Genomic DNA, 12,707 nt, shown 5'->3' with positions numbered 1-12,707 from the left:
AAGCCCCATGAGAACGCTCAGTCGACCAGGTCCCGCACGACGGCGTCGGCAAGCAACCGCCCCCGCAGGGTGAGGACGGCCCGCCCCTCCGCGTAGGGGCCGGCCTCAAGCAACCCATCAGCGAGCGCACGCCACGCGGCTGCCAGCCCGGCATCCCGCAGCAGCTCCAACGGACACCCCTCCCGAAGCCGCAGCTCAAGCAACACCCGCTCAACCCGCCGATCCTCGTCCGAGAGAACCTCCCGCCCGGCCCCGGGCGACCTCCCCCCGGCCAGCGCAGCGGCATACGCGCCGGGGTGCTTCACGTTCCACCACCGCACGCCCCCCACGTGGCTGTGGGCCCCCGGCCCGGCCCCCCACCAGTCGGCGCCCCGCCAGTACAACTCGTTGTGCAGACACCGCCCCGCCTCGGAAGTGGCCCAGTTCGACACCTCGTACCAGTCGAACCCCGCACCCCCAAGAACCTCATCGGCGATGAGATACCGATCCGCGTGCACGTCGTCATCGGTCATCGGCACCTCCCCGCGCCGAATCCGCCGGGCGAGCTGCGTCCCTTCCTCGACGATCAGCGCGTACGCGGACACATGATCGGGCCCGGCCCCGAGAGCCGCGTCCAGGGAGGCCCGCCAATCATCGTCCGTCTCCCCAGGGGTGCCGTAAATGAGATCGAGGTTGACGTGCTCGAACCCCGCGGCACGCGCTTCGGCGACGCAGGCCTCGGGCCGCCCCGGCGTATGCGTACGGTCGAGGATCTTCAGTACGTGCTGCTTGGCGCTCTGCATGCCGAAGGAGATCCGGTTGAAGCCGCCCTCGCGCAGCGCGCTCAGATAGGCGGGGCCGACGGACTCCGGGTTCGCCTCGGTGGTGATCTCCGCGTCGTCGGCGAGCCCGAACTCGTCGCGGACGGCGGCCAGCATGCGTACGAGGTCGTCGGCGGCGAGCAGCGTGGGCGTGCCGCCGCCGACGAACACGGTCCGCACGGGCCGGGGGTCGTCGCCGAGGACCTTCCGCGCGAGGCGGACCTCGTCGACGAGGGTGTCGGCGTAGTTGTCGCGGGAGGCGAGGACGCCGCCGGTGCCGCGCAGCTCGGTGGCGGTGTACGTGTTGAAGTCGCAGTAGCCGCAGCGGGTGGCGCAGTACGGCACGTGCAGATAGAACCCGAGCGGCCGCTCACCCGCTCCGACCAGGGCGGACTCGGGCAGCGCCCCATCCTCGGGCATGGACTCACCATCGGGCAGTGCGGAAGGCATACCTGCCATTGTCCCGTACCCACGCGGCCCGCCCACCGCTCCCTGGGGCTCCGCCCCAGACCCCGCTCCTCAAACGCCGGAGGGGCTATATCCCCCGCCTCACCGCGCCTGCAGCACCAGCAAAGCCAAATCATCATCCGGCGGTCGCTGCGAGAACTCATGCACAAGCCGGCGAATCCGCTCAGCCACAAGCCCCGCGTCAAGCCCCGCACACCCCGCCAGCGCATGCGCGAGCCCATCCTCGTCGTCGAACAGATGCCGCCCGGACCGCCGCTCGGTGACCCCGTCCGTCACACACAGCAACGTGTCCCCGGGAAGCAGGTCAAAGCTCACACTCGTGTAGGTCTCGTCGTCGACGACCCCCAGCAGCATCTGCGGCCCCGCGACAGCCCGCACCTCCCCGTCGGCACCGAGCAGCAGCGGCAACGGATGCCCCGCGCACGCGACGGTGCACCGCACCCCGCCCTCGTACGGAACAAGCTCCCCATACAGAAGAGACAGGAAGCGCGAGGTGGGGCCGTCCATGGGCTCCTCCTGGCCGCCCGCGACCGCGAGGACGGCCGCGGCGGCGTCGGCGGCCTCCGTGGCATCGTCGAGGAGGAGCTGGTTGAGCCGGTCGAGGACCTCCGCGACCTGATACCCCTCGCGGGCGAGCAGCCGCAGCCAGGGCCGCGCGAGCCCGATGACGACGGCGGCCTCGGGCCCTTTGCCCTGGACGTCGCCGAGCGCGAAGCACCAGCGCCCCTGTCCGGCGGGGAACACGTCGTAGAAGTCGCCGCCGGGCCCGCCCTGCTCCAGCGGCTCGTACACGATGCCGCTCTCCACGCCGGGGATCTCCGCGACGGCGCTGGGCAGCAGCCCGCGCTGGAGGACCCGGCTGATGGTGGCCTGCCGCTGATAGCGGCGGGCCGCGCCGATCGCGAGGGCGACGCGGCGGCTGAAGTCCTCCACGAGGCCCGTGGCCTCGTCGGGGAAGCGGACGAGTCCGGCCCGCCCGATCACCAGCGTGCCGAGCTGCCGCCCGCCCGCCACCAGGCGGTACGCGAGTGCCGCGCCCGCCGATTCGCCGCCGCCCAGGGCCTCCCCGGGCCACGGCACGGCCACCGCACCCGATCCCGCCGCCTCCGTCAGCCGCGGCGGCTCCTTCTCCAGGAGCCGCCGCAGCTCTTCTATCCGCTGTTCACTGGTGTGCCAGACGCGCGCGAGGCGCGTTCCCGGCGCGCGCCCGTCGGGCGTGCGCCCGGGGCCTTCCGTCTCGTCGTCCAGCCACACCGCGCACCAGTCCGCGAGCCGTGGCACGAGCAACTGTCCGGCGAGGGCCGCGACCAGGTTCTCGTCGAACTGCCCGGCGAGCAGGTCGGAGGCCTCGGCGAGGAAGGTGAGCGCCCCGCGGTTGATCCACTCCGTGTCGTGCGAGGCTCTCTTGGGCAGCGGCGCCAGGATCTCCGCGGCGCGCAGCCCGCGCTGCAGGGCCTGTTCGCCCGCGTACTTCTCTATCTCCTGCACGGCGGGGACGCCCTCGACGGGCAGCCGGGCCCAGACCGTCTTGGTGCCGGAGCGGTAGGTGATGCCCCAGGACTCGGAGAGGGTGGCGACGAGTTGGAGGCCGCGGCCGTACTCCGGGGTGCCGGGCTGCGAGGAGCGCGGTTCACTGCGGACGGCGCGCGACGGGTGGTGGTCGGAGACCTCGATGACCAGGGCGTCGGCGCTCTCGCCCGGCAGCCCCTCGTCGAACCGGCAGAGGACCTCGACGGCCGTGCCCGCGTGCACCACCGCGTTCGTCACCAACTCGCTGACCAGGAGCACCGAGTCGTCGGCGAGCCGGTCGTTGATGCCCGCCGCGGCGGGCGTGCCGAGCTCCGTCCAGTCGGCGAGCGCGGCCCGCACGAAACGGCGGGCGGCGGCGGGCGCGAGCGGGTTTCCGGGCAGGGACGTGCGCACTACCGGCGGCGGCCCGGGACGTACCGCGGGCTGGGCGGAAGCACGAAAAGCAGTCTCCCGTTGCATCGGAATGGCCCCCACTGTGCGGCTCCTGAGCAGTTCGGACGAATAGGCCTCAGGCGACACGGACAGAGTGACAGACTGACTGGGCCCATAAGCACCGAGTTACCGAAGTGGGCCACCATGAGTGAGAACAGTGCTATGCCCGCGCTCGGACGCGGTCAGATTCCGTCATCCGCCGCTCCGGGGAGCCCCGCGCGGATTCCGTCCCCGGGCGCCGCGCCGGCGCCCGGCCCACTTCCCCCACCGGCCGCTCCGGCGGATTCCGGCGGCCGCAGCCGGCCGGACGGGGCAGCCGTGGCACCCGACGCGATCCGGCCACCCGGCGGCGCCCCGCCCGACACCCTGCCACCGACCCCGGGTCCGGACCGTCTTGACGCTCCGTCACCGTCAATCGCCGCTGATATATCGGCACTTGACGCCCCGTCGGGTACGGCGGCGAAGGTTCCCGCCCGCCGGGCCCTCGCCGCCGCGCGCACCTCCGCGTCCTCCGCCCGCGCCAAGGTCCCGCCCCCGGCCGGGGAGCGGGCCCGCGCGTCGGCCACCACCCCGTCCGGTGCCCTCTCCGTCGCCTCCACCCCCGAGTCCTCCGCCGACCTGCGGGCCCTGCTCGCCGCCATGCGGGCCGCCCGCGACGGCAACTTCACCAAGGCCCCGCACACCAGCTCCGGCCTGGTGGCCGAGCTCGTCACCGTGTTCAACGAACTGGTGGACCGCTCCACGCACTTCGACGACGAACTCATCCGCGTACGCCGCGAGATGGTCCGCCACGGCCGCCTCGACGAGCGGTTCACGGCGAGCCCGGGGCAGGGCAGTTGGGCCACCCGGATCATCGAGGTGAACTCGCTCCTGGACTCCCTCGTCGCGCCCGCCACCAATGCGACCCGGGTCCTGAACGCCGTCGCGGGCGGCGACCTCACCCAGCGCGTCGACCTGCACGACGGGTCCCGGGAGCTGCGCGGCGACCTGCGCCGGCTCGGCCGCGCCGTCAACACGATGGTCGACCAGCTGTCACTCTTCACGGGCGAAGTGACGCGGGTGGCCCGCGAGGTCGGCACGGAGGGGCGGCTCGGCGGGCGCGCCAAGGTCCGCGGCCTCTCCGGGAGCTGGCGCGACGTGACGGAGGCCGTCAACACGATGGCGTCCCGCCTCACCGCCCAGGTGCGCGACATCGCCCTGGTCACCACGGCCGTCGCGCAGGGCGACCTGACCCGCACGGTCACCGTCGAGGCCACCGGCGAGCTGCTCGAACTGAAGCTCACCGTCAACACGATGGTCGAGCAGCTCTCCGCGTTCGCCGCCGAGGTGACACGAGTGGCCCGCGAGGTCGGCACCGAGGGGCGGCTCGGCGGGCGCGCCCAGGCCCGGGGTGTCTCCGGGGTGTGGAAGGACCTCACCGACAACGTCAACTTCATGGCGTCCAACCTCACCTCCCAGGTGCGCAACATCGCGCAGGTCACCACCGCCGTCGCCAACGGCGACCTGAGCCAGAAGATCACCGTGGACGCCCGCGGCGAGATCCTGGAGCTCAAGGACACCGTCAACACGATGGTCGACCAGCTCTCCGCCTTCGCCGACGAGGTCACCCGCGTCGCCCGCGAGGTCGGCACCGAGGGCAACCTCGGCGGCCGCGCCCACGTACGCGGCGTATCGGGCGTCTGGAAGGACCTCACCGACAACGTCAACTTCATGGCGGACAACCTCACTTCGCAGGTCCGCAACATCGCCCTCGTGTCGACGGCGGTCGCCCAGGGCGATCTGTCGAAGAAGATCACCGTGGAGGCGAAGGGCGAGATCCTGGAGCTGAAGTCGACGATCAACACGATGGTCGACCAGCTCTCCGCCTTCGCCGACGAGGTCACCCGCGTCGCCCGCGAGGTCGGCACCGAGGGCAACCTCGGCGGTCAGGCGCAGGTGCGCGGCGTGTCCGGCGTCTGGGAGGAGCTGACGGACAACGTCAACTTCATGGCGTCCAACCTCACCTCCCAGGTGCGCAACATCGCGCAGGTCACCACCGCCGTCGCCAACGGCGACCTGTCCAAGATGATCACGGTGACGGCGCGCGGCGAGATCCTGGAGCTGAAGGACACCGTCAACACGATGGTGGAGCAACTGCGCGCCTTCGCGGACGAAGTCACGCGTGTGGCGCGTGAGGTGGGCACGGACGGGCGGCTCGGCGGCCGGGCCCAGGTGCTCGGCGTATCGGGCGTCTGGAAGGACCTCACCGACAACGTCAACTACATGGCGGACAACCTCACCGGGCAGGTCCGCAACATCGCGCAGGTCGCGACGGCCGTGGCGCAGGGCGACCTGTCGAAGAAGATCGACGTGGACGCGCGCGGCGAGATCCTGGAGCTGAAGACCACCATCAACACGATGGTGGACACCCTGTCCTCCTTCTCGTCCGAGGTGACACGCGTCGCCCGCGAGGTCGGCTCGGAGGGCCAGCTCGGCGGCCAGGCCCGCGTCGAGGGCGTGTACGGCACGTGGAAGCGCCTGACCACGAACGTGAACGAGCTCGCGCTGAACCTCACCACGCAGGTCCGCGCGATCGCCGAGGTCGCCTCCGCGGTGGCGCAGGGCGACATGTCCCGCTCGATCACCGTCGAGACGCGCGGCGAGGTCGCCGAGCTGAAGGACAACATCAACCTGATGGTGTCCAACCTCCGTGAGACCACCCGCGCCAAGGACTGGCTGGAGTCCAACCTGGCCCGGCTCGCCGGCCTGATGCAGGGCCACCGGGACCTGATGGAGGTCGCCGACCTGATCCTGCGCGAGCTGACGCCGCTGGTGAACGCGGGGTACGGCGCGTTCTTCCTGGCCGACCCGGACGCCGACGGCACCGTGCCGCTGCAGACCTCGCCCGCCAAGGGCCTCGCCTTCATCGCGGGCTACGGCTCGGCGCAGGGCAGCGCCACCGAGGCGGAGGGCTTCCTCGTCGACACCGGCGGCATGCCCGCGCACGGCCTGGTGCGCCAGGCCGCCCTGGAGAAGAAGCGCATCCTCCTCGACGAGGTCCCGCCCGACTACATCAAGATCCACTCAGGCCTCGGGGACGCCTCACCGGCCAGCGTCGTCATCATCCCGATCCTCTTCGAGGACAAGCTCCTCGGCGTCATCGAGCTGGCCACGTTCTCCCGCTTCTCCGACGTCCACCTGGCGTTCTTCGACCAGTTCGTGAACACCATCGGCGTCGCCATCAACACCATCATCGCCAATTCCCGTACGGAGTCGCTGCTCAGCGAGTCCCAGCGGCTCGCCACGCAGTTGCAGGAGCGCTCCGACGAACTCCAGCGCCAGCAGGCCGAGTTGCGCCGCTCGAACGCCGAGCTGGAGGAGAAGGCGGCCCTGCTCGCCACGTCCTCGCAGTACAAGTCGGAGTTCCTCGCGAACATGTCGCACGAGCTGCGCACCCCGCTGAACTCCCTGCTGATCCTGGCCCGGCTGCTCTCCGACAACCCCGACAGCCATCTCTCCGACCAGGAGGTGCAGTTCGCGACCACCATCCACCGTTCGGGGTCCGACCTGCTCCAGCTCATCAACGACATCCTCGACCTGTCGAAGATCGAGGCGGGCCGCATGGACGTACGCCCCAAGAAGCTCCCGCTGATCAAGGTCCTGGACTATGTGCACGCCACGTTCCGCCCGCTCACGCTCGACCGGGGCCTCGCCTTCGACGTGACGGTCGGGCACGACGTGCCGCGCGAGATGTTCTCCGACGAGCAGCGGCTCCAGCAGATCCTGCGCAACCTGCTGTCCAACGCGGTCAAGTTCACCTCCAACGGCCGCGTCGAGCTGCGCGTGCAGCACGTCACGCAGTCCCCGGACCCGCTGCTCAGCGACCGTGGCGACCTGATCAGCTTCGCCGTGCAGGACACCGGCATCGGCATCCCGCCGGAGCAACTCCCGGTGATCTTCGAGGCGTTCCAGCAGGTCGACGGCACCACCAACCGCAAGTACGGCGGCACCGGGCTCGGCCTGTCCATCAGCCGCGAGATCGCGGGACTGCTCGGCGGCCGCATCACCGCCGAGAGCAGGCCCGGTGACGGCTCCACCTTCACGCTGTACGTTCCGGTCGTGCACCCAGGACACGGCGCGGCGGCCGCGGCGTACGCCTCCGCGCGCATCGCGCCGACGCCCCTCCCGCCGGACGAGCCCACCACGATGGCCGCGCACACGCTGCCGGAGGTCGACGACAACTGGCCGGCGCCCGCCAAGCTGGAGACCTGGAAGGAGGGGCGCGCGGGCCGGGTCCTGCCGGGCCGCCGGGTGCTCATCGTCGACGACGACATCCGCAACGTCTTCGCGCTGACCCATGTCCTCAGCCGCGTGGGCCTGGTGGTGCTCTACGCCGAGAACGGCCGCGAGGGCATCGAGACCCTGGAGCGCAACCCCGACACCGACCTGATCCTGATGGACATCATGATGCCGGAGATGGACGGGTACGAGACCATCGCCGCCATCCGCCGCACGCCCCGCTGGACCGGTCTGCCCATCGTGGCGCTGACCGCGAAGGCCATGCCCGGCGACCGCGAGAAGGCCATCTCACAGGGCGCCACGGACTACGTCCCGAAGCCGGTGGACGTGGACCAGCTCCTCACCGTCGTCTCGGCGCTCCTGGACCCCGAGGGCGCGGCGGCCTACAAACTGGCGGCTGCCGCGTCCGAAGATTCCACCGAGTCCGTCGAACCCGACGAAGCCACTCAGTTCATTGAGCGCACTGAGTCCGATCAGTCCGCCGAGTCCACCGAAGTCACCGAGTGAGGCACTTGTCACCATGAGCACAGAGGCGCCGACCGACAACCGCGCCAGCATCCTCCTTGTCGACGACATGGAGGACAACCTGATGGCCCTGGAGGCGGTGCTTGGCTCCCTCAACGAGCCTCTCGTCCGGGCCCGTTCCGGCGAGGAGGCGATGAAGGCACTGCTGCGGCAGCGATTCGCCGTAATCCTGCTCGACGTCCGGATGCCGGGCATGGACGGCTTCGAGACCGCGTCCAACATCAAGCGCCTGGACCAGACGAAGGACGTGCCCATCATCTTCCTGACGGGCACGGACAACGACGCTGGCTATGCCTTCCGCGGCTACGCGACGGGCGCGGCGGACTACCTCACCAAGCCCTTCGACCCCTGGGTGCTGCGCGCCAAGGTCACGGTCTTCCTCGAACTGCACCGCAAGAACCAGCAGTTGGAGCGGATGCTGGCGCGCGAGCACGAGCAGTTCGACGAGCTGGCCGAGCGGCTCGCCGCGATCGAGCGGCACATGGCGGCGAGCAGCCTGACGGACGTCCTCGAACTGCGCCACCACGTCACGCACATGGAGGAACTGCTCGGGGAGATGCGGCGGGGCCGGGGCGGGTGAGGGCGCCCCGGCCGGGCGCGCGATCATGCCTTGCGCGCCCCGGTCCGGCAGAGGCGGGGCTCAGGCCTCGCGCGAGCCCGCGTACATCTCCTCGATCAGGCCCTTGTACGCGCGCTCCACGACGGGCCGCTTCAGCTTCAGGCTCGGCGTCAGCTCGCCGTGCTCCACGTCGAGGTCGCGCGGGAGCAGCTTGAACTTCTTGATGGTCTGCCAGCGCTGCAGTCCGTCGTTGAGCTCCTTCACATAGCCCTCGACCAGCGTGACCGTGGCGGGGTCCGCGACGACGGCGGCGTACGACTTGCCGCCGAGCCCGTTCTCCTCGGCCCAGGCCATGATGGACGGCTCGTCCAGGGAGATGAGCGCGGTGCAGAAGTTCCGGTCGGCGCCGTGCACCAGGATGTTGGAGACGTACGGGCAGACGCCCTTGAACTGGCCCTCGACCTCGGCGGGCGAGATGTACTTGCCGCCGGAGGTCTTGATCAGGTCCTTCTTGCGGTCGGTGATGCGCAGATAGCCGTCGGGGGACAGCTCGCCGATGTCGCCGGTGTGGAACCAGCCGTCGGACTCCAGTACCTCGGCGGTCTTCTCGGGCTGGCCGTGGTAGCCCTCCATGACGCCGGGGCCGCGCAGCAGGATCTCGCCGTCGTCCGCGATGCGCACCTCGGTGCCGGGCAGCGGCTTGCCGACGGTGCCGGTGCGGTAGGCCTCGCCGGGGTTGACGAAGGACGCGGCGGAGGTCTCGGTGAGGCCGTAGCCCTCCAGGATGTGGATGCCGGCGCCCGCGAAGAAGTAGCCGATCTCGGGCGCGAGCGCCGCCGATCCTGACACCGCGGCCCGCAGGCGCCCGCCGAAGGCCTCGCGCAGCTTGGTGTAGACGAGCTTGTCGGCGACCTTGTGCTTGGCGCCGAGCCCGAACGGCACCGAGGCGACACCGGTCCGGCGGAAGTTGTCCTGACTGGTCTTCGCGTACTCGCGGGCGACCTCGGCCGCCCACTGGAAGATCTTGTACTTCGCGCCGCCGCCCGCCCGCGCCTTGGCCGCGACGCCGTTGTAGACCTTCTCGAAGATGCGTGGCACGGCGGCCATGTACGTCGGCTGCACCACCGGAAGATTCTCGATGATCTTGTCCACGCGGCCGTCCACGGCGGTGACGTGGCCGAGCTCGATCTGCCCGCTGGTCAGCACCTTGCCGAAGACGTGCGCGAGCGGCAGCCACAGGTACTGCACGTCCTCGGACGTGAGAAGGCCGGTCGCCGCGATGGCCTTGGCCATGTACGACCAGTTGTCGTGCGGGAGCCGCACGCCCTTGGGGCGGCCCGTCGTCCCCGACGTATAGATGATCGTCGCGAGGTGATCGGACTTGATCGCCTTGATGCGCTCCTTGACCGCCTCCGGGTTCTTCTCCAGATAGGCGGCGCCGCGGGCCTCCAGGTCGGCGAGCGTAAGGACCCAGCCCTCGGGGTCGTCCGCCGCGGGCTCGACACCCTCGGCATCGAAGACCACGACATGCTTCAGCTCGGGCAGGTTCCCGCGCTGCTCGCGCGCCTTGGCCAGCTGCTCGGCGTTGTCGGCGATCAGGACCCGGCTGCCGGAGTCGCCGAGGATGAACGCGGACTCCTCGGCGTTGGTCTGCGGATACACGGTCGTGGTGGCCGCGCCCGCGCACAGGATGCCGAGGTCGGCGAGGATCCACTCGGCGCGGGTCGCGGAGGCGAGAGCCACCCGGTCCTCGGGGCGCAGGCCCAGGTCGATGAGGCCGGCCGCGATGGCGAAGACCCGCTCGGCGGCGCCCGCCCAGCTCAGCGACTTCCAGTCGTCAGGACCCTGACCGGACGCCGCCGGGACGGGATAGCGGTAGGCCTCGGCGTCGGGTGTGGCCGCGACCCGCTCCAGGAAGAGGTGCGCCACGGAGGGCGGTCGGTTCTCGATCAAGGTCTGTGTGTCGCTCACGACATCCTCCGGGCCCGCGACGGTGCGTCCTACTGGCTGGTGTCCTGCTGGCTGCGTTCTGCTGGCTGCGGCCTGCGCTCTCGTGCCTCTCCGGGCACTTGTTTAACTTGCGAGTAACCTACGAGCAGAGATCAGAGTAAAGGCCGGACGCCATGTGCGTAAGGGGCTGCCGCCTGTCACTTCCCACGGGTTCCGCGGGGTGAACGCGTGGAGCGCCCGTCCGGTGGCCGGACGGGCGCTCCACGTAAGACGCTCGGGGGCTACTTCTTCTTGCCGGAGCCCTCGTCGCTGGACAGCACCGCGATGAAGGCCTCCTGCGGGACCTCCACGGAGCCGACCATCTTCATCCGCTTCTTGCCTTCCTTCTGCTTCTCGAGCAGCTTGCGCTTACGCGAGATGTCACCGCCGTAGCACTTGGCGAGGACGTCCTTGCGGATGGCGCGAATGGTCTCGCGGGCGATGACCCGGGAGCCGATGGCGGCCTGGATGGGCACCTCGAAGGCCTGCCGCGGGATGAGCTCGCGCAGCTTGGCCACGAGCCGCACGCCGTACGCGTACGCCGCGTCCTTGTGCGTGACGGCGGAGAAGGCGTCGACCTTGTCGCCGTGCAGCAGGATGTCGACCTTGACGAGGCTGGCGGACTGCTCGCCGGTGGGCTCGTAGTCCAGCGAGGCATAGCCGCGGGTCTTGGACTTCAGCTGGTCGAAGAAGTCGAAGACGATCTCCGCGAGCGGCAGCGTGTAGCGGATCTCGACGCGGTCCTCGGAGAGGTAGTCCATGCCGAGGAGCGTGCCGCGGCGGGTCTGGCAGAGCTCCATGATCGAGCCGATGAACTCGCTGGGCGCGAGGATCGTGGCGCGTACGACGGGCTCGTACACCTCGTCGATCTTGCCCTCGGGGAACTCGCTCGGGTTGGTGACCGTGTGCTCGGTGCCGTCCTCCATGATCACGCGGTAGACCACGTTCGGAGCGGTGGCGATGAGGTCGAGCCCGAACTCGCGCTCGAGCCGCTCACGGATCACGTCGAGGTGCAGCAGCCCCAGGAAGCCGACGCGGAAGCCGAAGCCGAGCGCGGCGGAGGTCTCCGGCTCGTAGACGAGCGCGGCGTCGTTGAGCTGCAGCTTGTCGAGGGCGTCGCGCAGGTCGGGGTACTCCGAGCCGTCCAGCGGATACAGACCCGAGAACACCATCGGCTTGGGGTCCTTGTAGCCGCCGAGCGCCTCGGTCGCGCCCTTGTGCAGGGAGGTGATCGTGTCACCGACCTTGGACTGACGGACGTCCTTCACGCCGGTGATGATGTAGCCCACCTCGCCGACGCCGATGCCGTCGGCCGGGGTCATCTCGGGGGACGAGACGCCGATCTCGAGCAGCTCGTGCGTGGCGCCGGTCGACATCATCCGGATCCGCTCACGCTTGTTGAGCTGGCCGTCGACGACTCGTACGTACGTCACCACGCCCCGGTACGAGTCATAGACCGAGTCGAAGATCATCGCGCGGGCGGGCGCGTCCTTGACGCCGACCGGCGCCGGGACCTCGGCCACGACCTTGTCGAGCAGCGCCTCCACGCCGAGCCCGGTCTTCGCGGAGACCTTCAGCACGTCGTCGGGGTCGCAGCCGATGAGGTTGGCGAGCTCCTCGGAGAACTTCTCCGGCTGGGCCGCCGGCAGGTCGATCTTGTTGAGCACCGGAACGATCTTGAGATCGTTCTCCATCGCCAGATACAGGTTGGCGAGGGTCTGCGCCTCGATGCCCTGGGCCGCGTCGACCAGGAGGACCGTGCCCTCGCAGGCCGCGAGCGAACGTGAGACCTCATAGGTGAAGTCCACGTGACCCGGGGTGTCGATCATGTTCAGGATGTGCGTCTTGCCCTGGTCGGGGCCCTCGGACGGGGCCCAGGGCAGACGCACCGCCTGGGACTTGATCGTGATGCCGCGCTCGCGCTCGATGTCCATGCGGTCGAGATACTGGGCACGCATCTGCCGCTGCTCGACCACGCCGGTGAGCTGCAGCATGCGGTCGGCGAGCGTGGACTTGCCGTGGTCGATGTGCGCGATGATGCAGAAATTGCGGATCAGAGCCGGGTCGGTACGGCTCGGCTCGGGCACAGTCTTAGGGGTCGCGGGCACGCAGGGTCCTGTCTCTTG

6 protein-coding genes are annotated in these 12,707 nt (G+C 70.1%); 2 read left to right on the top strand and 4 right to left on the bottom strand.

What is annotated here, in order from left to right:
* Positions 1-17 precede the first annotated feature (17 nt).
* The gene (gene hemW / locus IEY91_RS14370) at positions 18-1,250 is read right to left on the bottom strand and encodes a radical SAM family heme chaperone HemW (RefSeq protein ID WP_189174238.1); all 1,233 of its coding nucleotides are present in this window, start codon (positions 1,248-1,250) and stop codon (positions 18-20) included.
* Between the two features lie 99 nt (positions 1,251-1,349).
* The gene (locus tag IEY91_RS14365) at positions 1,350-3,257 is read right to left on the bottom strand and encodes a SpoIIE family protein phosphatase (protein WP_229696955.1); all 1,908 of its coding nucleotides are present in this window, start codon (positions 3,255-3,257) and stop codon (positions 1,350-1,352) included.
* Between the two features lie 612 nt (positions 3,258-3,869).
* Between IEY91_RS14365 and IEY91_RS14360 the strand changes: the two genes are divergently transcribed.
* Positions 3,870-8,015 (top strand): HAMP domain-containing hybrid sensor histidine kinase/response regulator, encoded by a 4,146-nt coding sequence (locus tag IEY91_RS14360; protein ID WP_189174467.1) that lies wholly within the window; start codon positions 3,870-3,872, stop codon positions 8,013-8,015.
* A gap of 13 nt (positions 8,016-8,028) precedes the next feature.
* On the top strand, positions 8,029-8,613 hold the full coding sequence (locus IEY91_RS14355; protein ID WP_164325146.1) for a response regulator: 585 nt from the start codon (positions 8,029-8,031) through the stop codon (positions 8,611-8,613).
* A gap of 60 nt (positions 8,614-8,673) precedes the next feature.
* Here IEY91_RS14355 and IEY91_RS14350 read toward each other — a convergent pair whose 3' ends face one another.
* Together IEY91_RS14350 and lepA are read right to left on the bottom strand one after the other, a co-directional pair.
* Complete coding sequence (locus tag IEY91_RS14350) at positions 8,674-10,563, bottom strand: AMP-dependent synthetase/ligase (RefSeq protein WP_164325144.1); 1,890 nt, start codon at positions 10,561-10,563, stop codon at positions 8,674-8,676.
* Between the two features lie 260 nt (positions 10,564-10,823).
* Positions 10,824-12,689, bottom strand: a complete 1,866-nt coding sequence (lepA, locus tag IEY91_RS14345; RefSeq protein WP_164325142.1) for a translation elongation factor 4 — start codon at positions 12,687-12,689, stop codon at positions 10,824-10,826.
* Between the last annotated feature and the right edge of the window lie 18 nt (positions 12,690-12,707).

The sequence above is a fragment of the Streptomyces lasiicapitis genome (assembly GCF_014646335.1).
GTDB lineage: Bacteria > Actinomycetota > Actinomycetes > Streptomycetales > Streptomycetaceae > Streptomyces > Streptomyces lasiicapitis.
Note: the sequence above shows the minus strand (reverse complement) of the source record. Positions and strands in the feature narration are given on the sequence as shown.